The 24805-nt window shown below is 63.8% G+C and carries 26 protein-coding genes; 12 read left to right on the forward strand and 14 right to left on the reverse strand.

The genetic code is table 11. The features are described from left to right. Positions 1 to 42: 42 nt before the first annotated feature. The gene (locus SB753_RS11505) at positions 43 to 1005 is read right to left on the reverse strand and encodes a sugar ABC transporter substrate-binding protein (RefSeq protein ID WP_020070243.1); all 963 of its coding nucleotides are present in this window, start codon (positions 1003 to 1005) and stop codon (positions 43 to 45) included. 353 nt (positions 1006 to 1358) lie between these two features. Continuing rightward, the gene (corA, locus tag SB753_RS11510) at positions 1359 to 2336 is read right to left on the reverse strand and encodes a magnesium/cobalt transporter CorA (RefSeq protein WP_027777171.1); all 978 of its coding nucleotides are present in this window, start codon (positions 2334 to 2336) and stop codon (positions 1359 to 1361) included. Positions 2337 to 2565: 229 nt separating this feature from the next. Here corA and SB753_RS11515 point away from each other — a divergent pair, with 229 nt between their 5' ends. Together SB753_RS11515 and SB753_RS11520 are read left to right on the forward strand one after the other, a co-directional pair. Then, positions 2566 to 2706, forward strand: a complete 141-nt coding sequence (locus SB753_RS11515) for a cytochrome bd-I oxidase subunit CydX (RefSeq protein WP_410800235.1) — start codon at positions 2566 to 2568, stop codon at positions 2704 to 2706. Then, positions 2703 to 3323 carry an AAA family ATPase gene (locus SB753_RS11520; protein WP_410800236.1) on the forward strand — a complete coding sequence of 207 codons (621 nt, stop codon included), beginning with the start codon at positions 2703 to 2705 and terminating at the stop codon, positions 3321 to 3323. Before SB753_RS11515 ends, SB753_RS11520 begins: the two co-directional genes overlap by 4 nt. A 118-nt stretch (positions 3324 to 3441) precedes the next feature. Here SB753_RS11520 and SB753_RS11525 read toward each other — a convergent pair whose 3' ends face one another. The 3 genes from SB753_RS11525 to SB753_RS11535 form a co-directional block, all read right to left on the reverse strand. Continuing rightward, positions 3442 to 4548, reverse strand: a complete 1107-nt coding sequence (locus tag SB753_RS11525) for a saccharopine dehydrogenase C-terminal domain-containing protein (RefSeq protein ID WP_110405111.1) — start codon at positions 4546 to 4548, stop codon at positions 3442 to 3444. A 456-nt stretch (positions 4549 to 5004) separates the two neighbouring features. Further along, entirely contained in the window at positions 5005 to 5463 is a 459-nt protein-coding gene (locus SB753_RS11530; protein WP_020070238.1) for an Lrp/AsnC family transcriptional regulator, read from the reverse strand. Positions 5464 to 5529: 66 nt separating this feature from the next. Continuing rightward, a complete protein-coding gene (locus tag SB753_RS11535) occupies positions 5530 to 6414 on the reverse strand; it encodes a LysR family transcriptional regulator (protein WP_410800237.1) in 885 nt (294 codons plus the stop codon). Between the two features lie 199 nt (positions 6415 to 6613). Between SB753_RS11535 and SB753_RS11540 the strand changes: the two genes are divergently transcribed. Beyond that, positions 6614 to 7132 carry a Spy/CpxP family protein refolding chaperone gene (locus SB753_RS11540; RefSeq protein ID WP_410800238.1) on the forward strand — a complete coding sequence of 173 codons (519 nt, stop codon included), beginning with the start codon at positions 6614 to 6616 and terminating at the stop codon, positions 7130 to 7132. A 190-nt stretch (positions 7133 to 7322) separates the two neighbouring features. Beyond that, positions 7323 to 7760, forward strand: a complete 438-nt coding sequence (locus tag SB753_RS11545; protein ID WP_408421918.1) for a PGDYG domain-containing protein — start codon at positions 7323 to 7325, stop codon at positions 7758 to 7760. A 5-nt stretch (positions 7761 to 7765) separates the two neighbouring features. On the opposite strand, the gene SB753_RS11550 is transcribed toward SB753_RS11545, so the two are convergent. The 8 genes from SB753_RS11550 to SB753_RS11585 all read right to left on the reverse strand — a co-directional run bounded on the left by SB753_RS11550 (position 7766) and on the right by SB753_RS11585 (position 15723). Beyond that, positions 7766 to 8131, reverse strand: a complete 366-nt coding sequence (locus tag SB753_RS11550) for a DUF3022 domain-containing protein (protein ID WP_020070234.1) — start codon at positions 8129 to 8131, stop codon at positions 7766 to 7768. A 100-nt stretch (positions 8132 to 8231) separates the two neighbouring features. Next, positions 8232 to 9089: a YhfC family intramembrane metalloprotease gene (locus tag SB753_RS11555; RefSeq protein ID WP_410800239.1), complete on the reverse strand. Its 858-nt coding sequence runs from the start codon at positions 9087 to 9089 to the stop codon at positions 8232 to 8234. 119 nt (positions 9090 to 9208) lie between these two features. Next, positions 9209 to 10291 carry a LacI family DNA-binding transcriptional regulator gene (locus SB753_RS11560; protein WP_410800240.1) on the reverse strand — a complete coding sequence of 361 codons (1083 nt, stop codon included), beginning with the start codon at positions 10289 to 10291 and terminating at the stop codon, positions 9209 to 9211. Between the two features lie 64 nt (positions 10292 to 10355). Next, entirely contained in the window at positions 10356 to 11321 is a 966-nt protein-coding gene (locus SB753_RS11565; RefSeq protein ID WP_410800241.1) for a 2-hydroxyacid dehydrogenase, read from the reverse strand. Positions 11322 to 11325: 4 nt separating this feature from the next. After that, positions 11326 to 12615, reverse strand: coding sequence for an MFS transporter (locus SB753_RS11570; protein ID WP_087752548.1), 1290 nt, complete (start codon positions 12613 to 12615; stop codon positions 11326 to 11328). Between the two features lie 189 nt (positions 12616 to 12804). Then, positions 12805 to 13794 (reverse strand): sugar kinase, encoded by a 990-nt coding sequence (locus SB753_RS11575; RefSeq protein ID WP_410800242.1) that lies wholly within the window; start codon positions 13792 to 13794, stop codon positions 12805 to 12807. Positions 13795 to 13882: 88 nt separating this feature from the next. Continuing rightward, on the reverse strand, positions 13883 to 14656 hold the full coding sequence (locus SB753_RS11580) for a sugar phosphate isomerase/epimerase (protein ID WP_410800243.1): 774 nt from the start codon (positions 14654 to 14656) through the stop codon (positions 13883 to 13885). 176 nt (positions 14657 to 14832) lie between these two features. Beyond that, complete coding sequence (locus tag SB753_RS11585) at positions 14833 to 15723, reverse strand: LysR family transcriptional regulator (protein WP_408410625.1); 891 nt, start codon at positions 15721 to 15723, stop codon at positions 14833 to 14835. 116 nt (positions 15724 to 15839) lie between these two features. Between SB753_RS11585 and SB753_RS11590 the strand changes: the two genes are divergently transcribed. The 8 genes from SB753_RS11590 to SB753_RS11625 all read left to right on the forward strand — a co-directional run bounded on the left by SB753_RS11590 (position 15840) and on the right by SB753_RS11625 (position 23637). Then, the gene (locus tag SB753_RS11590) at positions 15840 to 16928 is read left to right on the forward strand and encodes a YeiH family protein (RefSeq protein ID WP_408171638.1); all 1089 of its coding nucleotides are present in this window, start codon (positions 15840 to 15842) and stop codon (positions 16926 to 16928) included. Positions 16929 to 17087: 159 nt separating this feature from the next. Beyond that, positions 17088 to 17825, forward strand: a complete 738-nt coding sequence (locus SB753_RS11595; RefSeq protein WP_410800244.1) for a glutathione S-transferase — start codon at positions 17088 to 17090, stop codon at positions 17823 to 17825. Positions 17826 to 17938: 113 nt separating this feature from the next. Continuing rightward, positions 17939 to 19672, forward strand: a complete 1734-nt coding sequence (locus SB753_RS11600; RefSeq protein WP_027804977.1) for a ClcB-like voltage-gated chloride channel protein — start codon at positions 17939 to 17941, stop codon at positions 19670 to 19672. A 159-nt stretch (positions 19673 to 19831) separates the two neighbouring features. Further along, positions 19832 to 21169: a C45 family autoproteolytic acyltransferase/hydolase gene (locus tag SB753_RS11605; RefSeq protein WP_087752554.1), complete on the forward strand. Its 1338-nt coding sequence runs from the start codon at positions 19832 to 19834 to the stop codon at positions 21167 to 21169. Positions 21170 to 21417: 248 nt separating this feature from the next. Continuing rightward, a complete protein-coding gene (locus tag SB753_RS11610) occupies positions 21418 to 21672 on the forward strand; it encodes a hypothetical protein (protein WP_020070220.1) in 255 nt (84 codons plus the stop codon). Positions 21673 to 21984: 312 nt separating this feature from the next. After that, positions 21985 to 22215, forward strand: a complete 231-nt coding sequence (locus SB753_RS11615; RefSeq protein WP_087752555.1) for a DUF2795 domain-containing protein — start codon at positions 21985 to 21987, stop codon at positions 22213 to 22215. After that, positions 22212 to 23129, forward strand: a complete 918-nt coding sequence (locus SB753_RS11620) for an AraC family transcriptional regulator (RefSeq protein WP_410800245.1) — start codon at positions 22212 to 22214, stop codon at positions 23127 to 23129. Before SB753_RS11615 ends, SB753_RS11620 begins: the two co-directional genes overlap by 4 nt. A 118-nt stretch (positions 23130 to 23247) precedes the next feature. Beyond that, positions 23248 to 23637: a cupin domain-containing protein gene (locus tag SB753_RS11625; RefSeq protein ID WP_020070215.1), complete on the forward strand. Its 390-nt coding sequence runs from the start codon at positions 23248 to 23250 to the stop codon at positions 23635 to 23637. 13 nt (positions 23638 to 23650) lie between these two features. On the opposite strand, the gene SB753_RS11630 is transcribed toward SB753_RS11625, so the two are convergent. Next, on the reverse strand, positions 23651 to 24661 hold the full coding sequence (locus SB753_RS11630) for a LysR family transcriptional regulator (protein WP_408165282.1): 1011 nt from the start codon (positions 24659 to 24661) through the stop codon (positions 23651 to 23653). Positions 24662 to 24805 lie beyond the last annotated feature (144 nt).

Here is a 24805-nt window from a genome sequence, read left to right on the forward strand (position 1 = left end):
CCGCGCGCCTTGCCAGTCGATCAGGGTCGCGGTCGGCGACGCTTACTTCGTCACCAGATCGCACGGCGTTTCCACCACGCCCGACAACTGCGATTGCTTCTTGTGCTCGCTCAGGGCTTTCAGCGCGGTATCGATACCGAACACAGCCTGCTTCGCGGCGTACTGGTCGGCGGTGGCGAGCACGCGGCCGTCTTTCAGCATCGGCTTGATCGCGTTGATGTTGTCGTAACCGACTACCATCACCTTGCCTTGCTTACCCGCCGCGCGCACCGCGGAGACCGCGCCGATCGCCATGTTGTCGTTGCCCGCGAGCAGCGCCTTCAGGTTCGGGTACTCGTTGAGCATGGCCGACGCAACTGCATTGCCCTTGTCGATTTCCCATTCGCCCGACTGCACCGAGACGACCTTCGCGCCGACGGTCTGCATCGCGTCCTTGAAGCCAGCGGTGCGCTGCTGCGCATTGGTGGTGGTCGAGACGCCCTCGATGATGCCGACCTCGTCGCCCGCCTTCAGCTTCTTCGCGAGGTAGTCGCCGACCTTTTGCGCGCCCTTGCGGTTATCCGGTCCGACGAACGGCACGTTCAGGTCCTTCGACTTCAACACGTCCGGGTCCAGCCGGTTGTCGATATTCACGACGATGATGCCCGCGTCCACGGCCTTCTTGACGACCGGCACGAGCGCCTTCGAATCGGCCGGAGCCAGCACGATCGCGTCCACCTTCGAGACGATCATCTGTTCGACGATGCGAATCTGGTTCGCCGTATCGGTCTCGTCCTTGATGCCGTTCGTGATCAGGTCGAACTGCGACGAGTTGTGCTTCTGGTAGTCCTTCGCGCCGGTTTCCATGGTCAGGAAAAACTCGTTGGCGAGCGACTTCATCACCAGCGCGACTTTCGGCTTATGAGCGGGTGCGTTCTGAGCGTAGGCGGCCGAAAACGGCAAGGCGGTGCTAGCGGTGGCGAGGATTGCGGCCGCGACGATGCGGCGGCGAATGCGGTTGCTCATGCATATCTCCTGGGTTTGTCGGTTCAAGGTCGAACCGTATTTTTAGTTACGCGCAAACGTTTGCGGGACTCATTCTCAGCGCACTGCGACTGAATTGTCAACGAATCGTAGTGTTGCAGTGCACCGGCACGCACAAACTGCAGTGTGCTGCCAGCCAGACGCAGTCGGCCCCTCGCCTCGCGCCGAAGCGTGAGCCGTGCGTCTGTACTGATGGTGTGTAGCAAAAGGGTCCTCGCTCGGTCCGCGCGTGACGGTTTTGCCGCCGGCTGCAACTTCAGCAGTCGGCGGGCCGCCTATGCTGGACTTTTATTGCGCCGCATGCAAGCGGGGACCGCACATTGGCGTGCGTCGGATCAGAGCCAGCCGGCCTTACGGAAACGCAAGTAAAGGATGACGTCGACGGTCAGCATGATCGCAAGGCACAGCGGATAGCCGTAGCGGAAATGCAGCTCCGGAATGTTCTGGAAGTTCATGCCGTAGATACCGGCGATCATGGTCGGCACGGCGAACAGCGCGGCGAACGAACCGAGCCGTTTAGTCACTTCGTTCTCCGCCAGCGAGATCATGCCGAGGTTCACCTGCACGGCGGTCACGACCATTTCCCGCCGTCCGTCGATGATGCGCACGATACGGTCAAGGTGATCGTAAACATCGCGAAAGTAAGCTTGCATGCCTTCACACACGCTCGGAATGCGACCGCCCGTCAGCTTGCTGATCGCCTCCTGCAACGGCGCGATGTGATGCTGAAGAATCACGAGGCGCCGTTTCAACGAATACAGATCCTGGATGATCGCGCGCGAGCCCGCCGAGTCGTTACGCTCGAAGATGCGGTCTTCGATCGCTTCGATTTCGGTGTTCATCGCCTCGACGATCGGAAAATAGCGGTCGACAATGTCGTCGGCGAGCGCATACAGCACGAACGCCGCGCCCGCCTTAAGCAGCTGCGGCTCGCGCTCGCAGCGCGCGCGCACATTCTGAAAGCCCGCGCGGGTGCCGCGTCGCACCGACAGCACGTAGTTAGCTCCGACGAATACGTCTACTTCGCCGATCAGCAGTTCGCAATCCTCGTCCATCTCCAAGGTATGCATCACTGCGAACAGCGACTCGCCGTACTCTTCGATCTTCGGACGCTGATGACCGTTCTGCGCGTCTTCGATCGCGAGGTCGTGCAAGCCGAATTCGTGCTTCATCACCGCGAGTTCGCCGGGGCCCGGGTCTTTCAGCGCGACCCAGACGAAGCATTCGGGGCGGGCCACATAGTCGCTGATGCTATCGATGTCGATGTCTGCCAGCTTCCGGCCGTCCTGATAGGCCGCACAATTGATCAGCATTTTGATTACCCTGAAAGCGAACAGAACGGCCTTGCAACGCGTTGCGTATGCGTAGCCCGATCTGCATGAATGGAGTGCGATAGCCGCCATGTTAAGGGCTGGCGGCGGCTCTCATGTATCGAATTGTTAAGCGCCGCAAATACCGTGCATGGGCGCGCGCATCCGACCTTGCGTGCCGCCGCGTTCTTCTTCATGATCGTTGCGAACAGCGAAACCCAAGGAGACCGCAATGAGCTACATCGGCTGGATTGCCGGCATGGATCCGGCGTTGGGCGTTGGCGTCGCCAATGCAATCTTGCTGCAAGCTAATAGCAAGTTTGCGCGCGAGTCGCAACGCACGGCAATCGAAGCGCAGGGTCAATTTTCGTGAGCCGTCTGATCTTTATTTGCGGTCACGCAGGCACGGGCAAGACCACGCTCGCAAAGAAACTGATCGGCCCGCTGATGAAAGCAACGGGTTCGCCGTTCTGTCTGCTCGACAAAGACACGTTGTACGGCAGCTATAGCGCAGCCGCAATGCACATGCTGACCGGCAACGCGAACGATCGAGACAGCCCGCTGTTCCTCGAGCATCTGCGTGAGCCGGAGTATCGGGGTCTCGTCGAAACCGCACGGGACAATCTGGAACTCGGCGTGAGCGCGCTGGTAGTCGCGCCGCTCTCGCGGGAAGTCCGCGAGCGGCGGCTTTTCGATCGCGCCTGGCTCGGTATCGGCGAAGAAGTCAGCGTTCGAGTCGTATGGGTGCAGGTGCCGGAGGAGACGGCGCATCAGCGGATCATGGCACGCGCCAATCCGAACGACGCATATAAGCTCGCGCATTGGGACGAGTACCGTCAGCGGCGCTTCGTGCCGTCCGGCGACATGTGCCGCGATCTGCTGATGTTCGACAACACTGCGCCGAGCGCTGCGGATTACGACGCCCTGCTCGCGCGCATTCTCGGCGAACCGCATGTGGCGTCGGCAACGGTGCCTCCGCTGCCTGTCTGATGGCCGTGCCGCGGCGCAACGTCAAGCAGGCGCAACGTCAGGCAAGCGCAGCGTGGCGAAGCAAACGAAAAAACGCCCCGCATGCGGGGCGTTCGTTTCTGTCGACAGACGCAGCTTGTTAAACGGTCGCCGCGCTTTGCAGCGATTCCAACGCCTGACCTTCATACAACTGGCCGAAGCGGTTACCAAGGAACTCGCGCAGCGAGACCTGCTCCTGACGCACGAAACCGCGTTGCGGCAGCTTCTTTTCGCGGAACAGATCCAGCACTGCGCACATTGCGCCCGCCGTGGTGATTTGAATCGCGCTCATCGGCACGCCGCAAATCGTCTTTGCGAAGATCTTGCGCGTGAACACTTCCTGAACGAGTTGGCCATCACGCATGCCGCTCACCGTGATGAACACGAGCACCACGTCCTGTGCTGTCGACGGCACCGAGCGGCGCATGATCGTTTTCAGCGTGTCGCGGTCGCTCGAAAGACGCAGGTCCTCGAGCAGAAATTGCATCAGGTTGCGGTGGCCCGGATAGCGTACCGACTTGTAATCGAGCGACTCGACGCGGCCCGACAGCGTCTCGCACAGCGTGCCGAGACCGCCCGACGTGTTGAACGCTTCGTACTCGGTGCCGTCGAGCGAAAAATGTTCGAGACCTTCGAGCGGCTGCACCCACTGCGTGCGGCTGTCGCGGATCGCTTCGCAGGGCTGGCAGTATTCGTTGATGAGGCCGTCCACGCTCCACGTGAGGTTGTACTTCAGCGCATTGGTCGGGAACTGCGGCAGCGCGCCGACGCGCATCTTGACGTCGCGAATTTCGGTGAAGCGGTTCGCGAGTTCGTGCGCGGCGATGCCGATGAAACCCGGCGCGAGACCGCACTGCGGCATGAACGCGTGATCGGCGTCGTCGGCGATTGCGCGGATTGCGTGAGTGGCGCGCACGTCTTCGGTCAGGTCGAAGTAATGGACGCCTGCGCCCTTCGCGGCAGCGGCCACGTTCACAGCGAGGTAATACGGCAGCGCGTTGATGAGCGCGTCGAAGCCATGAACCGCGGCACGCAGCGCGGCTGCATCGGCGGAATCCACGCGGCGGGTCGAAATTCCCTGCGCGGCTAGTTTGTCGAGCGCATGCTGATCGCGGTCGAACGCGACGACGTCATAGTCGCCGGTTTCGCGCAGCATATGGGCGATGGTGTGACCGATCAGACCTGCACCAACGATGGCAACTTTCATATTCTTCTCCATTGTCGATCAGAGTTGGCGCTTTAGCGCTTACTCTGATCCCACGCACAGCGGTCGATCAGAGTTGGCGCTTCAGCACTTACTCTGATCCCACGCACAGCGGTCGATCAGAGTTGGCGCTTCAGCTGTCGACTGGAGTTCGCGCTTTAGCGCGTTACTCCAGTCCCATGCAAAGCACTTACTCTGATCCCATGCACAGCGGTCGACCAGAGCCAGCGCTTCCGCGCCTGTCCGGCCTTTTCTGTGCGCTGTCTCCAGTTTCAGAATGCACCGCCCATGAAGGCGCGGCGCGCGGCGGGCTGAACCCTTGAGCGACAGTTTAGGGAGAAGCAAAAACAGTTCATACACGCAAAATGCTGCGCAATGACTACCAAGTTCGACGTTTTGACGAACCACGCCGACGAAACGTCGAAAACGCATCAAAACGGCGTAAAAACACGGAGCATTTCACACCATCCCGCGGTCGATCTTGCGCGCGAGAATGATCGAGGTCGTAGTCCGCTCCACGCCTTCCAGCCCGCCGATCTGATCGAGCAGATCGTTCAGACGATCCGGCGAATCCGCGCGCAGCCAGGCCACGTAATCGAACTCGCCGCTCACCGCGCATAACAGTTGCACCTCGGGCATCTTGCCGAGGCGCTTCTGCACGGCCGGCCCATGCTTCGGCGCAATGATGATGCCCACGTACGCGTAGATGCTCGAATCGAGCACGTCCTGGCCGAGCCGCACGCTGTAGCCCGCAATCACGTTGCTGCGCTCGAGCCGCGCAATTCTCGCGATCACGGTGGTGCGCGCCACGTCGAGTTGGCGAGCGAGATTGGCGACGCTCTCGCGCGCGTTCGCCTGAAGCAGCGCTACCAGGTTGCGGTCGAGATCGTCGAGTTGGTCGAGGCGCGGAGGTCTCATCGAGGGAGAAGAAAGTGGTCGCAGTGCTGCGGATTATCGCGCGTCTTCAGTGTCTGGCGGCAAGCATCATGCGCCGAAACGCTCGATCACGAACTCGATGAAACTGGTGAGCTTCGGCGTGGCCCGCCGGTCGCGCGGATAGACGAGATGCACCGGCGCGCCTTCAGGCAAATGCTCTTCCAGCACCGACACCAGTTCTCCGCTCGCAATCTCGCGTGCGAGCAGCGCCTCCGGCTGCAACACGAGACCGAAGCCGCGCAACGCGGCCACCTTCAGCGCCTGACCGTTGTTCGCGCGAAAGCGCCCTGCGCGCAGCGAGTTTTCGGCGGCGCTTTCACCGCCCAGGCGCCACGCGCCCTCGCGGCCCCAATGGAGAAAACCGAGGCATTCGTGATCCGCGAGATCGGCCGGTGTACGTGGAATGCCCGCTCGCGCGAGATACGCCGGCGACGCACAGGCGCGCATGCGATAGGGTTTTAGCGGCCGTGCAACGAAGCTCGAATCCTGCAACTGGCCGATGCGCACGGCGGCGTCGAAGCCCTCTTCCACCAAATCGGTCATGCGGTTCGACAGGTCGAGCTCGAGCGTGACCTCGGGCCACTCGCTCAGATAGTCGGTCATCGCGGGAGAAAATATCTCGACGCCATAGGTGAGCGGCACTGTGACCTTGAGCACGCCGCGCGGCGCGGCGGCCATGGACTCCGCGAGCGACTCGGCGTCCTTCACGTCGGCGAGAATGCGCCTGCATTGCTCGTAGTATTGCCGCCCGATCTCCGTGAGGCTTTGACGGCGCGTTGTGCGCGTGAGCAAGCGCGTGCCGAGCCGGGCTTCGAGCGAGCGGATGTGTTTGCCGACCATCGCCGACGAAATCTCGAAGCGCTCTGCCGCCGCTGTCAGGCTCCCCGCCTCGACCACGGCCACGAAAATCTCCATGCTGACGAATTTATCCACCCGCTATTTCCTGTTCGTTTCGGTTGTAAGCGTTTGTCGCATAAGAGCCGCATTGTAGGGATAACGTGTTACTAATAGCGCCCACGGCCAGGTTGAGCGATCCGCACGTAGTGCTGTCGCGCGCAATGTGGCGCATTGCCGGGACCGCTCGCCACACGCCTTGTCCCACTTCCAATTCGAACAGACATCAGGAGTTTCGATGAAAAAAGCACTGGTCATGCTGGCCTCCGCAGTCGCGATGAGCGGCGCATTCGCACAAGCTTCCGCACCGGTTGCGGCGTCTTCGGGCACGGCGGCTTCCGCATCCGTCGCGAAAGGCGGTCATGAGCGCAATGTCGAAGACCGCATCGCCTACCTGCATTCGCAATTGAAGATCACGCCGGAGCAGGAAACGCAGTGGAAGGCGTTTGCCGACGTCATGCGCGGCAACGGCGAGACAATGGGCGAGCTGTTCAAGCAGCGCCGCGCCGCCACGAGCGTGTCTGCACTCGACGACATGAAGCAGTACGCGACCATCGCACAGGCGCACGCAGACGGCATGAAAAAGCTGGTGGACGCATTCGATCCGCTTTACAACAGCTTCTCGCCCGAACAGAAGAAGCTCGCCGATGTAACGTTCCGTCAACATGGCGCAGACGGCCGGCCGCGTCATCATGGCAAGGGTAAGAGCGACAAGTCGTCGCCGGCCGCGGCGAGCGACGCCACGGTCAAGCCGTAACTAAGCGGCCACGCAACTCATCTGGCACACGCGCCTGGCGCAACTTCGGCACGGGGCGCGTTGCGGTTCTTGCCGCACCGTGCCCGACGTGCCAAAAAAGGCCGGCAACTGGATGCGTCTGGCATGATGCAGGTCCGCGATAGCCGACGCGAAGTCGCGACGTCGCCATCAACAACCCTCTGCCTGCATCATGAACGATCTGAAAAACCTCGACCTGCGTGATGATCCCGCCGCCCGACGTGTCGTCAAAGACGAAACGGTGAATGTCGAATTCGCCGCCACGCACGGCGAACTGATGAGCCTGGAAGGCCCCAATCGCTACCTGCCCGGCGACGCCTTGATCACCGGATCGACCGGCGACCGCTGGGTCGTTTCGCGCGAGCGCTTCGACGCCAAATATGTTCCGGCCGACGCAGCGCATACGCATGGCGAGGCCGGCGCATATCGCAATCGCCCCGCTGTCGTGCTCGCAAAACAGATGAACGATGCGTTCTCGCTAGCCCGTTCGGCGACCGGCGGCGACGTGCTGCGCGGCGCGGCCGGCGACTGGATCATGCAGTACGCGCCGGGCGATTACGGCGTCGTGCAGGCCGCGCGCTTCGCGAAGGTCTACCGTTTCGCAGACTGAAACCGTCACGCGAACTCGTCGCCGAGATCCACGGTGACTTCGCGCGGCACCGCTTCCCCGTTCGCATACTGCTCCTCGAGCGAGCCGATGCTCGCCTCCACATACGCGCGCAACACCGCGAAACTGCGGCCTCGCAAGCGCGCGGGCAACGCGCGATAACGCGCGAGCGCCGCCGGCGCGATTTCCACCGTCATCACAATGCGCCGTGCGGCCGCGCCGAAGCGCATCGCCACCCAGTGAATCGCGAGGGTCGGCGTGCCATCTTCGGCCGGCCGCTGGATAAACTGTGTCTGCTCTGGAAAGAGATCGCTGATAACGCGCGCCAGTTCCTCGAACTCGGGATTTGCGCAGTCGTATTGGTAAGCTTCCATGGATGTGCCGAAAGAGAGTGATCAGCCGTAGCAGGCGGCCGATTGTAAAGCAGCGACCGCGAGCACCGGCTGTGAGCACAGGCTATGAAGCACGGCAGCGCTAGCGAGGCAGTTCCGTCATGCGCTCGGCGCCCGGCTTCCTGAACGTGCGGAATAGCAACCCTGCTACGACGAGCGCTCCCAATGCATAGACGGCGTCGACCGCGGCGAGCGGCACGAGTTGCGCCTGGAACAGTGCGGCGGGCACGTCCACGAGCGCATGCAATACGATCGCGAGCGGCAGGATCCCGCGCCAGCCCGCCCGCAGGCCACGCCACATCAGCACCGACAAACCGATCTGAAAAATCAGCGCGGCCACGCGTTCGAGCGCAAAAATACCGGCTGTTTGCGGCGTCAGGCTGGCGAGTATCAGATGGATGCGCATCAACGATTCGGTCGGCAGGTTGCTCAGATAACCGTCGAGTTCACCGCGATTTTCCAGCACCGCAAACAGAATCCATTGAATCTGCACCAGCACGCCGACAAGCCACGCTTCCGCGCCGCCATGACCGAGGCCGTAGGTGAGCGCGGTGCCGTCATCGGTGCGCGTGGCCTGCGGCGTTGAAGCCACCGTGGACGCACTCGCCGCCGCACTGGCCGCCGCACGTTTCATCAGCAGGCGCATGCCGATGAAGCGCCCCACTTCCTCGCAAATGCCTGCCGCGAGCGCGCCGTACACGACGAACGCGAGCGGATTCGACAGGAACGTGGCCGTCGCCTCGTTCCGATGCAGCATGTAGTCGTTCAACGCGCGTTCGATCACCATGGCGAACAATGCGAACACGGCGATGCCGGCGATCGCGTCGCGCGGCTTGAGCGCGAGCCGCCGGCGCAGGCGGCGGTAAAGGACGAAGGGCAAAGCGGCGACCAGCAGCGTCGCGAGGACGAGGCTCGACAGGGTAAGCGGTGCAACAACCATGAGTTTCCTTGCGATGACAGGCGCGCAACCGCTGCGCGCCGCAGCCCGAATCATCGCAGATCGGCGGAAAGTCGGCCTGGAAGCTCGCGCGGACGTCGGCTCAGGCGTAGTCCGTCACGTCAGCCCGACGTCGACGCGCGGACGATCAGTTCGCCCGGCAACAGGCAGTCGCGCGCGCCGGTCTCGACGCCTTCGATGCGCTCATGCAGAAACTCGACCGCCCGGTAGCCAATGTCGTAAGTCGGCTGGCGGATGGTCGTGACGCCCGTCAATTCCGCCCAGTCCGGGTCGTCGATGGAAAGCAGCGCGACGCGTGCCTGCCAGCCCGCGCCGTAACGCGCCTTCAGATGCAGCGCAAGTCGCAACGCGACGGGCGCATTCGCCGCGAATACTGCGACGCGCTCCGCGTTGCCGACGACGCCCGGGTGCTCGCTCGACGCGTCGATTGCGCGGTCCAGCACTGCGAGGCTTTGCTCGCCCTGCTGTGCGTCCGCGAGATCGAGCACGAGCGTATGGCCGCGCGCAGCGTGCGCGCCCGTCGCTTCATGAGCGGCCATGGCTTCGCGGAACGCCGCCTCGCGCAGCCGCCGCGAGCTGACCTGCTCGAACGGTTGCACGACAAACCAGATGTCGCGAAAGCCGGCGTCGAGCAGATGACGTGTGCCGAGTTCCGCCGCCGCCCGATTGTCGAGCCCGACGATATCGGCGACGAGTCCTTCGACGGAGCGGTCCACCAGCACCGCCGGAATTCCGCCGCCGCCCACGGGACGCAGCGTTTCCTCGCGCACGCCGAGCGCATTCACGATCACGCCTTCGACGCGGTACGTGGTAAGCAACTGCAGATAGCGCCGCTCCATTTCCACTTCGTTGGCCGCATGGCAGATGAGCGGCATCAGGCCGAGCGCGTGGCACGCGGCTTCGACGCCTTGCAGCACCTCGACGGTATAGGGATTGGTGAGGTCGGCGAGCAGCATGCCGATCAGCCGGTTGCGGCCACGCTTCAGCCCGCGCGCCATCTGGTTGGGCTGATAGTCGAGCCGTTCGATAGCGGCCTCGATACGCGCGCGCAACTCCGGCGACAACACACTCAACTCACCGTTCAGATAACGCGAAATGCTGGTTTTGCCGGTGCCCGCTTCGCGCGCGACATCGGTGATCGTTGCGCGGCGCGGTGCGGCTTGGCGTGTCGGCGCAGTGCTCATTGGAGCCACGCAGTGCAGCGCGAGACGCATGCGCCGGCAGGCAAACGCTTGTTCACGGCGCTCCTCACTGTTGCAGCACTTCGCGATTGACAATGTTCGTCGCGAGCGTGCCGTTCAGCGCGGCAACGAGATTTTCTGCAGCGTTGCGCGCCATCGCATGGCGCGTCTCGTGCGTCGCCGAACCGATATGCGGCAGCGCCACCACGTTCGCCAGCTTGAGGAGCGGCGAATCGGCCGGCAGCGGCTCGGTCTCGAACACATCGAGACCCGCGCCGTGAATCGTGCCGTTTTGCAGCGCCTCGATCAGCGCCGTTTCGTCGACGGTCGCACCGCGCGACGCATTGATAAGAATCGCGCTCTTCTTCATCGAGTTGAGTTCCTTCGCGCCGATCATGTGCCGCGTTTGCGGCGTGAGCGGCACCTGCAGGCAGACGAAGTCGGCGTTGGCGAGCAGTTCCGGCAACTCGACGCGCCGCGCGCCGTAAGCCCCTTCCGCCTCGCGGTTCGGGCTGCGGTTCGTGTAGAGCACCTTCATGTTGAAGCCGAGCGCCGCGCGCCGCGCGACCGCGCCGCCAATGCGCCCGAGCCCGACGATGCCAAGCGTCTTGCCCTGCACGTCCACGCCGAATTGCGCGGGCCCAATGCTCTGCTGCCACTGCCCTGCCTTCACCCATGCGGCGAGTTCGACCACGCGGCGCGCTGACGCGAGAATCAGCGAAAAGACCGTGTCGGCGGTCGATTCCGTCAACACGTCCGGCGTATGCGCGAGCACGATGCCGCGCCGCGTGAGATCGGCGACGTCGAACTGGTCGAAACCGACGGAGATCGTCGACAGCGCTTTTAAACGCGTCGCGCCTTCCAGCATCGCCGGCGTGATTTTCACGCTCGCGCCGATGCCGCCGTCCGCGTCGCGCAAAGCTGCGACCAACGCGTCATGCTGGGCGGGATCCACCTGCACGACTTCCACGTGCTGTTGCAGGTACGCGAGCACATCTTCAGGCAGTGACTTCCAGGCGACGATCTTCTTCATCGACTTATTTTCCTTGCAACGGTGTGGCGAGCTTGTGCGGCGTTTCAACGGTCTGCTGTTGCGGCTTGACGATCAACGTAAGGATCACCGCGGCGATCAGCGCCACGCTCATGAATGCATACGATGCCGCGGGCGACCCTGTCGCGCCGTTCAGATAGCCGACCACATACGAGCCGACGAACGAACCGAGCGCGCCCATGCTGTTGATCAACGCCATCGCGCCGCCCGCGACGTTCTTCGGCAGCAGCTCCGGCACGATCGCGAAGAACGGACCGTATGGCGCGTACATCGCAGCGCCTGCAATCACGAGCGACGCATACGAAAGCCAGAAATGCGTGGAGCCAAGCGCATACGACGCCGCGAACGCAATCGCGCCGATCAGCAGGAACGGCCAGACGAACACTTTACGGCGGTTGAGTTTATCCGATGCCCACGACGCCGCAAGCATCGCGATGGTCGCGGCGAGATACGGCAGCGCCGACAGCCAGCCGGTTTCGACCATGCCGAGCGTGGATCCATTCTTCAGGATCGACGGCAGCCACAGCACGAAACCATAGACGCCGATGCTCCAGCAGAAGTACTGCGCGCACAGTTTGATCACAGCCGACGAGCGGAACGCCTCGCTGTAATTGCGCACCGGTTTGATCGCGGCCTGCTCGGCGCGCAGCGTTTGCGCAAGGTCGTCCTTCTGCTGCTGCGTGAGCCAGGACACCTGCTGCGGCTTGTCCTGCACGATGAACCACCAGCACACCGCCCACAGGATCGCGGGAATGCCTTCGGCGATGAACATATTGCGCCAGCCGAACGAATGCACGAGATAGCCGGATACCACCGACATCCACAGCACCGTAACCGGATTTCCGAGAATCAGAAACGTGTTGGCGCGCGAGCGCTCGCTCTTCGTGAACCAGTTGCTGATGAAGATCAGCATGGCCGGCATCACCGCGGCTTCGACCACGCCGAGCACGAAGCGGATCACCATGAGCGACGGAATATTGCTGACCATGCCGGTCAGCGCCGCGCAACCGCCCCACAGCACGAGGCTCCAGAACACGAGCTTCTTGACGCTGCGGCGCTCGGCGTAGATCGCGCCCGGAATCTGAAAGAAGAAATAGCCGAGGAAGAACAGCGCGCCGATCAGCGAAGAAAGTCCCTTGCTGATGCCGAGGTCCTGATTGATGCCGGCCGCTGCCGCGAAACCGTAGTTTGCGCGATCGAGGTAAGCGAGGCTGTAGGTGATGAATACGATCGGCATGATCGTCCACCAACGGCGAATGGCGAGAGATGAAGTCATGGGTGTCTCCTTAACGGCTTCCCGAAACAATGATGAGCTGAGCTTGTGCGGCGCTTGCCAAGCGCTCTTGCTGTTATCGATGCAGCCCGGCTTGCGGCTCCGTTCAGAACCGATATGCTGCCGGGCTGCGTAGTGCTTTTTTGCAGTGGGGCCTGCCGATATCTGCAAGCGCCCGTTAGTGCATGTGCCTCAAGCCGCGCGTGTCAGGCTCGCGTTCGACAGATCGGCGCGTTCGAGCGCATCGAGTTCGGCGCGAACCGGCAGCCCTTCTGAATCTCCTATCACCTGGATCGCCAGCGCGCCGATGCGGTTGCCGCGCGCGACGGCCTGCGGCAGCGTCCGGCCTTCGAGCAGCGCGCTGATCACGCCGACCGCGAAGCCGTCGCCCGCGCCGACCGTATCGACGACCTTCGCGACCGGCTGGCCGGCAATCACGCCGGCATCATCGGCGGTGCGAAAGTACGCGCCCTCCGCGCCGAGCTTGACGATCACGCCGCGCGCGCCCTGCTCCAGATAGAACTTTGCGATGTCGTCGGGCTTCGTATAGCCGGTCAGAATCTCACCCTCGCCGATGCCGGGCAGCACCCAGTCGGCGAGCGCGGCGAGCGCGTTCAGACCTTCCACCATCGCAGCGCGCGACGGCCACAGCGTCGGGCGCAAATTCGGATCGAACGAGATGGTTTTGCCGGCCGCGCGCATTTCACGTGCCAGATGAAAAGCGAGTTCACGCGAACTAGCCGAGATCGCGGGCGCGACGCCCGTCAGATGAAGATGACGCGCGGGCAATACGTAGTCGGCCACATAGTCGGCGACCGAAAGATGGCTCGCCGCCGAGCCTCGTCGGAAGTATTCGACGGCGGGATCGTTGCCGTCATCGTTCTTCGACTTCAACTGGAAACCGGTCGGGTAGCGCTCGTCGGTGCTCACGCAACGCTGGTCGATACCTTCTTTCGTCAGCGTGTCGCGCACATACTGGCCGAATGAATCGTTGCCAACGCGGCTCATCCAGCCGACCTTGAAGCCAAGCCGTGCAAGACCGATCGCGACGTTCAGGTCGGCGCCCGCAATGCGCTTCGTGAAATGGCCGACGCTCGCGAGCGGGCCGGTCTCGGTCGCCACGAACATGGCCATTGCTTCGCCGTAGGTGATGATGTCCAGTGCTGCGCTTGTGTTGCTCATGCTTCGCTCCTGCGTGTACGTCGGGCTTGTCGCCGCTGCCGGTTTCTTTCCGCGCTCGTTGCTGCTTCTCTCAGGTTCTACTCGCCGCTCACGCGGCAGCCAGCCACGCGACGCGGCGCGCCGCGTCTTCGTCGATACAGGCGGCGTCGAATGGAAACTCGATTCCGCGCGGTACGTCGCGCGGCAGTCGATGTAGCACCTCGGCAAAGCGGGCGTCGTCGACGGCGGGCGCCGCCGCAAACCGCCGTGCACCCTCGCCCGCCGCGACCTTGCAGTGCACGTACTCGACGTAAGGCGCCAGCGCCGCGGCTGCGTTCAGGGACGACACGCCGCACCACGCCCAGTTGCCGACGTCGAAAGTCATGCCGAGGACATCTGCGCGGCCTTCACGCTCCAGTGCGTCGAACAAGCCCACGAATTGCGACAACGAGCCGCCCTGCGCCAGTTGCCCGTTTTCGACGACGAGCCGCACGTCCGCGCCTTGCAACTGCGCGGCGATTGCATCGCCGTGCGCCTCGTGAGTAAAGCCGCCGAGTTGCAGTTTCACGAGGCGCGCGCCGAGCGCGAGCGCTTCGTCCAGCGCGAGGCGCAACGCGGCGGCGTCGAGCCGGCCGCCTTCCACGTACAGCGACGCCGGCGTCGAATACACGGACCACAAGCCAAGTTCCGCAATCTGCTTGCCCAGTTCCCGAAGGCGCGACAGCGAGGCGTCGGCCTCGTAACCGAACAACTCCCGGCGCACTTCGAAACCGGCCGCGCCCGCGCGCTTGCTCGCCTCCGCCCACTTGCGATGACCCGCCGTGCGCACGGCGTCGACGCCAAAGGCGCTCGCGACAATCGTTATGTCCACTGCATCTGTCATCTGTGGATACCGTCATTTGCCCTGCTTCTGCGTCTTGGAACCGGTTCCAAAAGCAGGTTTAAAAAAAAGCGCCGAAGCGCTTGCGATGCCCGAATATTGCGCCGAGGCTCGCGCTGCGCACCATAGTGGAAATCCCCAGGCGGCGGCGCCTGGAGCCTGCCCACCGGTTCGATAACTCAAGCGCCATCTGCCAGGCAAAGCGCAAGGAACTGCTGGACCACGCGCGACGGCGCGCTCGCGTGCGGCACGACAATAGACAGCCGCCGCGTCAACGGCTCGGGGCTGAGCGAAAACACCCGCAATGCGCCGTCTTCGTGCCGCATCGACATCGCCGAAACGAAGCCGATGCCCATACCGGCTCGCACTGCTTCCTTCACGCCTTCAACACCCGCTATTTCCAGCGCCACGCGCATCGGCACGCCTGCGCGGGCGAACGCACGCTCGACAATCTGGCGCACGCCCGACCCTGCCTCGCGCACGATCAGCGGCTCGGCACCGAGCGCCGCGAGATCGACGCCAGCCCCCGACGCGGACGCTGCAAGCGGATGCGCGCGCGGCATGATCGCGACGATCTCGTCTTCGCGCCACGCGTGGACTGCGGTGTCCGGCGGCAGATCCGCGCCGACCGGACCTTCGATCAACGCAATATCCACCGATCCCAGCGCGCCGACGATGTCGGTCGTATTGCCGTCGGCCGTATGCAGCGCCACTTCCGGATATCGCCGGTGAAAATCAGCGATCAGATACGGCAGCAGGTAGCTCGCAGGCGTCGTGGTCGCGCCGATCCGCAGCGTGCCCTGCTCCAGGCCGCGCAACGCGTCTCTATAAGCATGAGCCTGCCGCCACGTGTCGCGTAGCCGCGCGGCATAGCTCGCCAGTTGCTCGCCGGCCGGGGTCAAGCGCACGCCGCGCCCTTCGCGCTGATAGAGCGGCTCGCCGAACTCATCTTGAAGCTGGCGCAGCTGCCCGGACACCGCGGGCTGCGACAGATGCAAAGCCACCGCCGCGCGGCTGATGTTCAGGTGCTCGGCGACTGCGGCAAACGTTATAAGCTGATCGGGGGTCATCGTACGAAAATATCGGACTGGCTGATACTTGTCATTCTAAATGACGATTTTTCATATCCATATATCTAAATTAGGATTAGACCTATCCGATCCAGTCAGTCCCAGAGGCTGCAACCATGACCACCGCTCGACTCACCGCCGCTACCTCCGAACAGTCGTCAACCCGCGGGCAACTCAACGGCATCCTGTTCGTCGCGCTGTTCGCCGCAGCCGTCACGCGCATTGCCGAAATCCCGGCCGTTGCGGGGCTGGGCCTGAGCCCGCTGATCGTCGGCATCGTTGCGGGAGCAATCTATGGCAACGCGTTGCGCGACGGCATGCCGGCAAGCTGGGCCGCCGGCGTCAATTTCTCTGCGCGCAAGCTGCTGCGCATTGCGGTCGCTTTCTTCGGACTCAGAGTGAGTCTTCAGGAGATCGCCCAGGTTGGCCTGCCCGGTCTTGCGGAATCGGTACTGATCGTCGTCAGCACGCTGCTGATCGGCACCTGGGCCGGCATGAAAATCATGAAGCTGGACCGCGACACGGCGCTCCTTACGGCTGCCGGCAGTGCGATTTGCGGCGCGGCGGCCGTGCTCGCGTTCGAGTCCACGCTGCAGTCCAAGCCGCACAAGAGCGCGATGGCCGTCGGCAGCGTGGTTCTGTTCGGAACGCTTTCCATGTTCCTTTACCCCGTTCTGTTCAAGGCGGGCTGGCTGCACCTCGACACGGTCGGCGCGGGGCTCTTTTTCGGCGGCACGATTCACGAAGTCGCGCAGGTGGTCGGCGCGGCGAGCAACGTGAGCCCGGAAGCCACGCATATTGCCACCATCGTCAAGATGACTCGCGTGATGCTGCTCGTACCGGTGTTGCTTCTGGTAGGCCTGTGGGTGAACCGCGCTGCGCGCCGCGACGCGTCAGCCGCAGGTACGCAGCAAGGCGCTGCCGTTCATCAGGGCAAGCTTGCGATTCCCTGGTTCGCACTCGGCTTCCTGGCTTTCGTCGTGATCAACTCGCTGCATGTGCTGCCGCAAGCCGCCACTACGACGCTGAACACGCTGGATACCTTCGCACTGACCATGGCCATGACCGCGCTCGGCATCGAAACTCGGCTCTCGCAGATTCGTCAAGCGGGCCCTCGCGCGCTGACCACCGGCTTCATCCTTTACGTGTGGCTGATTGCGGGCGGACTCGGAATCACATGGACTGTCCAGCATTTCCTCGGCTAAGCCCCTCGTCTCAGAAGCCAACCCCGCCGCGCGCGGGGTTTTGTGCGTTATGCGCGAGCATGCGGCGCGCTCGCGCGGCATACTGGCTGCCCGAGCGGCGCACGAGCCGTGCGCGCTGCGTTGAACGAGCGTTCATGCAACCGGAATGAGGACCAATCGATGAGCCTGGAACTTTACTACTGGGACGGCCTGCAAGGCCGTGGCGAATTTGTGCGGCTGGCGCTGGAAGAAGCCGGCGCCGACTATGTCGAAGTAGCGCGCGGCGACGCGTCCGAAGGTCTCGGCACCGGCGCGATGATGGCAGTGATGAAGAGCAAGGACGAACCATACCCGCCGTTTGCGCCGCCGTTCCTGAAAGACGGCGACCTTGTGATCTCGCAGACCGCGAACATCCTGTTCTATCTGGGCCCACGCCTGAACCTGGCGCCCTCGGTGGAGAGCCTGCGTTACGTGGCAAACGGCTTGCAATTGACGATCGCCGACGTGGTCACGGAAGCGCACGACACGCATCATCCGCTCGCAAGCAACCTCTATTACGAAGATCAGAAAGACGCGGCGAAGGTGCGTGCGCATGACTTTATCGACAACCGGATTCCCAAGTTCATGAAGTATTTCGAGCGCGTGCTGAAGCAGAATCCCGCCGGCGATACATTCATGGTGGGCGACTCGCTAACCTACGTCGATCTGTCCATGTTCCAGCTGATCGACGGGCTGCTGTATGCGTTCCCGCGCGCGTTGAAGCGCTTCGGCGAGCACTACCCGCGGCTCGCCGCATTGCACGCGGCGGTGAGGGAGCGGCCGAACATCGCCGCGTACCTGCAATCGGAGCGCCGGCTCGCACATAACGAGGCGTGCATCTTCAGGCACTATCCCGAACTCGACAAGGCGGCGGCTTGACCCGCGTCGCGATTCCCCGCTCATGCCCGGCAGCGCGCCCGCTTCGTCCAGCGGGCGCGCTGCTGTTGTCGTGTGCGCTTTTCTAACTTTTCATCACGCCCCGTACCGTCGACGTGCTCTCATTCCTGCTGAAGCTGCGCACCCGCGCCCATGACCTTTTCCGTCTCTCGGACGCCCATACGATGCTGGTCTGGTCCGTGGTCGTCGGCGTCGCGGGCGCCTTTGCGACGATCGCATTCCGTCAGGGCATCGAGTTGCTGCAACTGCTGGTGGCCGGCAAGTCCGGCAGCTTTGTGGAAATGGCGCGCAGCCTGCCGTGGACGGTGCGGATCTGGCTGCCGGCGGCGGGCGGGCTCGTCGCCGGTTTCCTGCTGCTGATCGCGCAGCGTCACGCGGACAAATGCAATCACATCGACTACATGGAGGCGGTGGCGATCGGCGACGGCGTGGTGCCCGTGAAGCTGAGCCTGTGGCGCAGCCTCTCGTCGCTGTTCACGATTTCGAGCGGCGGATCGATCGGCCGCGAAGGGCCGATGGTCCAGCTTGCCGCGCTTGCCGCCTCGCTGATCGGACGCTGGGTCCACTTCGATCCGCCGCGGCTGCGCCTGCTGGTCGCGTGCGGCGCGGCGGCGGGCATTACGTCGGCGTACAACGCGCCGATCGCGGGCGCGTTCTTCGTCACTGAAATCGTGCTCGGCTCGATCGCAATGGAGAGCTTCGGGCCGGTTGTGGTCGCCGCCGTCGTCGCCAACATCACCATGCGCGAGTTCGCTGGTTACAAGCCGCCGTACGAAATGCCGGTGTTTCCGCCGGTGGCGGGCATCGAAGTGCTGCTGTTCGTCGCGCTCGGTCTGCTGTGCGGCGCGGCGGCGCCGCAGTTTTTGCGACTGCTCGACGGCTCCAAGAAATTGTTTCGCAAGCTGCCGTTGCCGCTGCCCGCGCGGCTCGCGCTTGGCGGGCTCGTCGTCGGCATCCTGTCGGTCTGGACGCCGGAGGTCTGGGGCAATGGCTACAGCGTCGTCAACTCGGTGCTGCACTCGCCGTGGACGTGGACCGCGCTCGTCGTCGTGCTGGTGTTCAAGCTGGTGGCAACGGCGGCCACCGCGGGCTCCGGAGCCGTAGGCGGTGTGTTTACGCCGACGCTTTTCGTCGGCGCGGTGGTCGGTTCGCTATTCGGCCTCGCCATGCATGCGCTGTGGCCGCACGGCACCTCGGCGCCGTTCGCGTATGCCATGGTCGGCATGGGCGCCTTCCTCGCCGGCGCGACGCAGGCGCCGCTCATGGCGATCCTGATGATCTTCGAGATGACGCTCAGCTACCAGGTCGTGTTGCCGCTGATGCTGTCGTGCGTGGTTGCTTATTTCGTGTCGCGCGCGATCGGCAAGACCTCGATGTATGAAATCACGCTGCGCCGCAATCAGGAAGAAATGGAGCGCACTCGCCTGCGCGCCACGCAGATGCGCGAGCTGATCCGTCCCGCGCAAACCGTCGTGCCGCCCAATGCGACCGTGCACGACATGACGCGGGTATTCCTCGAATATCCGGTGAAGTATCTGTATGTGGCGAACGAATCGGGCGCGTTTCTCGGCGTAGTCGCATTGAAGGACATCACCTCCGACCTGCTCGACAAGCGCGACACCTCGACACGAACGGCCGCCGACTATCTTCAGCCGCATTTCGACGTGCTCACGCCCGACATGCCGCTTGGCGTGGCACTTCAGCACTTCATGGCTTTCCAGGGCGAGCGGCTGCCGGTTGTGGAAAGCGCCGCGCATCCGCGCCTCGCGGGTGTGGTCTATAAGACGTCGCTGCTCGACGCCTATTTCCGCATGAATCCGACGCGCTGACGCCGGTCGGCGCGGGACCAGGCGCGGGCGCGGCGCGCGGACCGCGCCATGCAAAGCACGACAAATTCTCTACAATGGGAAGACGCTGCGGTCACGCGCCGCAGTGCGGTTACGCGAAGACGGGCGCGCCGGGACGCCCGCCGTTCGATCGGAGCGAAGATGAGCGAACCGTCCCTCGACGCCGTACGCCGCGACCAGGCGGGCTGGATTTTCCTGCATATCGAAGGCGAGCCGTACGATCGCGGCGAACAGCACGGCCAGTTGCTTTCCGCGGAAATTCACAACGCTATCCGAACCGCCCGCTACCTCGCGAAGTGGGACACAGGGGAAGATTTCGACACGTTCGTCGAAGCCGCCGTCTCCCAGTTCGCCAACAAGCTCGACACCGAATTCGCCGATGAAATCCAGGGCATTGCCGACGGCGCGAAGCTGCCGTTCGCCGAAGTGCTCGCCTGGAACGGCTACATGGATCTACTTCAAAGCTGGTGGCCCGCGCACGCGGCCGAGCAGAAACCGAGCCTCGGGCTCAAACCGTGGCGCGGCCGGCGCGGACATCATTGCAGCGCGTTCATCGCAACGGGCAATGCGACTCGCGACGGCCGCATCGTGATGGCGCACAATTCCTGGGACCGCTATGCCGCCGGCGACGCATTCAATGTCGTGTTCGACATCGTGCCGGACCAGGGCAACCGGATTCTGATGCAGGGCGTGCCAGGCTGCATTTCGAGCCTCACCGATTTCTGGGTAACGGAAGCCGGATTGATGGTGACCGAAACCACCATATCGAACTTCGTGGGCTACAACGCGGCGGGTGCGCCCGAGTTCTACCGCTCGCGGCGGGCGTCGCAGTACGCAAACAGCATCGGCGAATGGTGCGAGATGTTCTCGATTGCGAACAATGGCGGCTACGCGAACAGCTGGCTGCTGGGCGACACGAAGACCGGCGAAATCGCGCGCTACGAACTGGGGCTGCACTATTCCGGCTTCGAAAGCACGAAGAACGGTTTTTACAGCGGCTACAACACGGCGACCGATCTGAAGATCCGCAATCAGGAATGCATCGGCGAAGGCGAAGACTATACGGACGTGCGCAAAAACGGCGCGCGACGTTTGCGCTTCATGCAGCTGGAGGAGATGCACCGCGGCAAGATCGACGCGGAACTCGCCAAGGCGATGATCGCCGATCATCACGACGTCTATCTGGATCGCAGCGACAACCCCTGCTCGCGCACGATCTGCGGGCATCTCGAACTGGATGACGCGCGCTTTGGCGGCTCGGATCACGGGCCTTTCAACCCTTGGGGCGCGAACGACGGCAAGGTCGTCGACAGCGAGATGGCGCGCGAAATGGCGTTCGCCGCGCGCTGGGGTCATCCGTGCGGGCGGCCGTTCGACGCCCAGGCGTTCATGAAACGGCATCCGCAGTGGAACTGGCTGAACGGCTATATGCGGGACCGGCCGTCATGGCCGTGGACCCGGTTTGAGATTTTGCGCTAGCTGGGGCGCCAGTTTCGGCGCGGGTTGGAACTTCGGGCGAATCCGCAATCGGGCTGCCATTCCCGCGCCATTATCGGCGATCTACAATGAGTGGTCGCGAAGCGCGCGTTGCAGGATTTGCGCGTCGGGCATGACGAAAGCGCGCGGCCTGCAAGCCCGGGCCATGCGCGGCTTGCGCCATTCTTTGGTGCGTGGACGGCACAGCACTTGCTCAACCGTTAGCGCCGCATGAGCTTAGGAGGTCGGGCATGAAAACCTCGACACTGTTGACCATGGTGACGCTGTCCGCTTCGTGCTTTGCCGCGCCGGTTCATACGGCGCCGGACGGCATGCCCGCGAACGCCCTTGCCGAAACTGCCAACGCCGCACCCGTCGCCCCGCCGGCGCCGGAGGTGGCGGTCACGGACGAGAATCGTCCACAGGAATGGCAGCATATTGTGTTGCCGAAGTCGCGACATCCCGAGCGAGGCTTCGCGGCGCACAGCGAGCGGCTGCAGACCTGAGCGCGGCGTTGGAGCTGTGCGCTGAACCGCGAAGAAGCGTGGCTGGGCGCGGCTAAGCGGGACTGACCGGAACCAGGCGCGCCAAGGTTCAACTAGCGTCCCGCTCGACCGGCTTTGACAACCTCCGAGCGTCCCGAAGAGTTCGAGCGGACTCGTCGATACGACGCGAAAATTTCGGGCCCTCGATTGGCAAGCAGCGGCAGTCGCCCGCCAATCCGGCGACAATACGCAACAACAGACGCCGATCGAACGCCAACCAAACCGGCACCCGACCGCCGCCAATCCCTCCCAACCGTACCAACAGGAGCTTGCATGACGACATCGTCCATCCCCGGGGAATCCATCGACTTGCAGATCTCCGACGTGCTCAGCGACGTCCACTTCCCGGCGAACAAGGACGCTCTGGTCGATGCCGCCCGCGAAGCCGGCGCGAGCAACGAGGTGCTGTCGATGCTCGACGGCCTGCCCGAGCAGGATTACGCCGACGTCGCGTCGGTCACGAAACTGATCGGCGGCAATTACGGGCCGGGTCTGAGCGCGTGAGCGAACCCGCAAAGGCGCCCCGGCGCCTCGCCGCACCGCTGGAACGGCGCGGCGCGGACTGGATCTATCGCTCGCCGCAATCCGGCGGCACCGGCGGGCCGCCCGGCGGCTCGGGGCGCGGCGACAAACATGGCGCAGGCGGCATCGAAAGAATCGAGGCGTTTTTCCACGGCGCCGGCTACGCGATGCACCGTCACGATACCTACGCGATCGGCCGCACGCTGGCCGGCGTGCAAAGCTTCCGCTATCGCGGCAGCCTGCGCCACAGTTTGCCCGGCGGCACCATGGTGCTTCATCCGGACGAACCGCACGACGGCCAGGCCGGCACCGGCGAAGGTTTCCGTTACCGCATGGTCTATGTCGACCCGGCTCTCTTCCAGCAAGCGCTCGGTGGCAAGCCCCTGCCCTTCGTGCATGGCGGCTTGTCGAACGACCCGCGTCTTTTCGCGGCCACGGAAAACCTGCTGCGCAGCATGGATCGCGCGATGGACCCGCTGGAACAGGACGACGGGCTCTACGAACTGGCCACGGCGCTCGACGCGGCAGCGGGCACCCGGCCCGTGCGCCGCCCGGTGGATTACGCCGCTGCCCGTCGTGCCCGCGAGTATTTGCTGGCGTCGCTCGAACACACGGTGACGCTCGATGAACTCGCGGCGGCCGCGGGACGCGACCGATGGAGCCTGTCGCACGATTTCCGCGCGCTGTTCGGCACGAGCCCGCACCGTTACCTCACGATGCGGCGTCTCGATCTCGTGCGCCAACTCGCGCTGGCCGGCATGCCGCTCGCCGACGCCTCCGCCGCGAGCGGCTTCTCAGACCAGAGTCACATGACGCGGCACTTCAAACGCGCATGGGGCGTGGCGCCCGCACAGTGGCTCAACATGCTCGGGGCTACATCGCCAGCCACGCGCTAGGGGCGAAAATGCCGCGCGTCGCGCGCGGCGCTCGCCCACAAACGTTCAAGACTCGCCGGCACTTCGCGCAGTACGCTCGTTCCAGAGACGTCAATCATCTTTGGAGAAGGAGCACAGCATGTCGGACATTCAGGCAACCCAGCAAACCTACCGCGCGATCAATTTCGCTGACAAGCTCGCGCTGTTCAGCGATCAATGGCAAGCGCGGGTCGTCGCGGAAATGAACGACTACCAGTTCAAGGTCGTGCGCATCGAGGGCGATTTCGTGTGGCACCAGCACGCGGACACGGACGAAACATTCATCGTGCTGGACGGCCAGTTGCGCATCGACATGCGCGACGGCTTTGTGATGCTGTCCGCGGGCGAAATGTTCGTCGTGCCGAAAGGCACCGAGCACAAGCCGTTCGCCGAGCGCGAGGTCAAGCTGCTGCTCATCGAGCCGCGCGGCGTCAAAAATACCGGCGACGAAACCAACGAACGCACGGCCGCCAACGACCTGTGGATCTGAGCGCGACTAGCCCTTATGCAGGTAACGGTGCCGATAGCGGCGCGTTTGCAGGCGGGCGCGGCCACGGCTGACAGACCGCGCCGGCAGTTGGGCGCGCGTGCTTCGCGCGTCGAGAATCGCGCGCGGGCGCCGTCGCGTCCGACTGGAAATGCTCGACGAGGTGATCGACGAAAGTGCGCACCTTCGCGGGCAGGTGCAGACGGCTTGGATAGGCGATCGTGATCTCGATCTCCGGCAGACGGTAGTCGCCGAGCAGTTCGACGAGCCGTCCAAACGCGAGGTCGCGCGCGATCAGATAGCTCGGCAGAATAGCCACGCCCATGCCGAGCAGCGCGAATTGCCGCAGCATTTCGCTATTGTTCGCGGCAATCGCGGTCGCGGGCCTCACGCGAACGAGCCCTTCCGGCCCGCTGAAAACACGCTCCTCGCCGCCCTGCTCGGGCGGCCGGCTCAGGCACGGATGATCCAGCAGATCTTCCGGCCGCGTCGGTGCGCCGTGCTGCGTCAGGTAGGCAGGCGTCGCGCAGACGGTCAGCTGACACGTAGTCAGCCGACGCGTGACGATACTCGCGCTGCGCGCCGGGCGCCCGGCCAGAATACCCACGTCGAAGCCTTCTTCGACCAGATCGGCGTGACGGTCGGCGAGCGTCACGTCGGGCACCACCTCGGGATAGCGCGCGGTGTACGACTGGACCGCCGGCGCGAGGCTCTGCAACCCGAAGACGACCGGCGCCACGATGCGCAACGTGCCGACGGGCTCGTGATGACGCGCGACCACCATCTGCTCGACGCCGTCGAGGTCGTCGAGAATGTGGCGCACGCGCTCCAGATAAGTCGTGCCCGATTCGGTCAGCGAAAGACGACGAGTGGTGCGATTCAGCAGGCGGGTGCCAAGACGCGCTTCCAGATCCGCCACATGGCGGGTGACAACGGCGGTGGAAAGATCCAGCGCGCCCGCCGCGCGGACGAAACTGCCGAGGTCCGCCACCTTGACGAACACGCGCATCGACTGCAATTGATTCATGGGACGACTCCTGCCTCGAGATGCCGGACCGGCGCAGCGCTGCCGCCTGTATCACCCCGCGCGGCAAGGCTCGCGCGGATTTGCCCAACGAATCGATTGTATCGGCCCGACCTGTCCCAACCCTGACCTGTACATGACAATCAC

This window comes from Paraburkholderia sp. SIMBA_053 (assembly GCF_046534895.1).
Classification (GTDB): Bacteria; Pseudomonadota; Gammaproteobacteria; order Burkholderiales; family Burkholderiaceae; genus Paraburkholderia; species Paraburkholderia caledonica.

Bases quoted from the DNA above. Each gene is read 5' to 3' on its own strand.
- SB753_RS11505 (WP_020070243.1), bottom strand. From the start codon at position 1,005: ATGAGCAACCGCATTCGCCGCCGCATCGTCGCGGCCGCAATCCTCGCC.
- corA (WP_027777171.1), bottom strand. From the start codon at position 2,336: ATGCTGATCAATTGTGCGGCCTATCAGGACGGCCGGAAGCTGGCAGAC.
- SB753_RS11515 (WP_410800235.1), top strand. From the start codon at position 2,566: ATGAGCTACATCGGCTGGATTGCCGGCATGGATCCGGCGTTGGGCGTT.
- SB753_RS11525 (WP_110405111.1), bottom strand. From the start codon at position 4,548: ATGAAAGTTGCCATCGTTGGTGCAGGTCTGATCGGTCACACCATCGCC.
- SB753_RS11530 (WP_020070238.1), bottom strand. From the start codon at position 5,463: ATGAGACCTCCGCGCCTCGACCAACTCGACGATCTCGACCGCAACCTG.
- SB753_RS11540 (WP_410800238.1), top strand. From the start codon at position 6,614: ATGAAAAAAGCACTGGTCATGCTGGCCTCCGCAGTCGCGATGAGCGGC.
- SB753_RS11545 (WP_408421918.1), top strand. From the start codon at position 7,323: ATGAACGATCTGAAAAACCTCGACCTGCGTGATGATCCCGCCGCCCGA.
- SB753_RS11550 (WP_020070234.1), bottom strand. From the start codon at position 8,131: ATGGAAGCTTACCAATACGACTGCGCAAATCCCGAGTTCGAGGAACTG.
- SB753_RS11555 (WP_410800239.1), bottom strand. From the start codon at position 9,089: ATGGTTGTTGCACCGCTTACCCTGTCGAGCCTCGTCCTCGCGACGCTG.
- SB753_RS11560 (WP_410800240.1), bottom strand. From the start codon at position 10,291: ATGAGCACTGCGCCGACACGCCAAGCCGCACCGCGCCGCGCAACGATC.
- SB753_RS11565 (WP_410800241.1), bottom strand. From the start codon at position 11,321: ATGAAGAAGATCGTCGCCTGGAAGTCACTGCCTGAAGATGTGCTCGCG.
- SB753_RS11570 (WP_087752548.1), bottom strand. From the start codon at position 12,615: ATGACTTCATCTCTCGCCATTCGCCGTTGGTGGACGATCATGCCGATC.
- SB753_RS11575 (WP_410800242.1), bottom strand. From the start codon at position 13,794: ATGAGCAACACAAGCGCAGCACTGGACATCATCACCTACGGCGAAGCA.
- SB753_RS11580 (WP_410800243.1), bottom strand. From the start codon at position 14,656: ATGACAGATGCAGTGGACATAACGATTGTCGCGAGCGCCTTTGGCGTC.
- SB753_RS11585 (WP_408410625.1), bottom strand. From the start codon at position 15,723: ATGACCCCCGATCAGCTTATAACGTTTGCCGCAGTCGCCGAGCACCTG.
- SB753_RS11590 (WP_408171638.1), top strand. From the start codon at position 15,840: ATGACCACCGCTCGACTCACCGCCGCTACCTCCGAACAGTCGTCAACC.
- SB753_RS11595 (WP_410800244.1), top strand. From the start codon at position 17,088: ATGAGCCTGGAACTTTACTACTGGGACGGCCTGCAAGGCCGTGGCGAA.
- SB753_RS11605 (WP_087752554.1), top strand. From the start codon at position 19,832: ATGAGCGAACCGTCCCTCGACGCCGTACGCCGCGACCAGGCGGGCTGG.
- SB753_RS11610 (WP_020070220.1), top strand. From the start codon at position 21,418: ATGAAAACCTCGACACTGTTGACCATGGTGACGCTGTCCGCTTCGTGC.
- SB753_RS11615 (WP_087752555.1), top strand. From the start codon at position 21,985: ATGACGACATCGTCCATCCCCGGGGAATCCATCGACTTGCAGATCTCC.
- SB753_RS11625 (WP_020070215.1), top strand. From the start codon at position 23,248: ATGTCGGACATTCAGGCAACCCAGCAAACCTACCGCGCGATCAATTTC.
- SB753_RS11630 (WP_408165282.1), bottom strand. From the start codon at position 24,661: ATGAATCAATTGCAGTCGATGCGCGTGTTCGTCAAGGTGGCGGACCTC.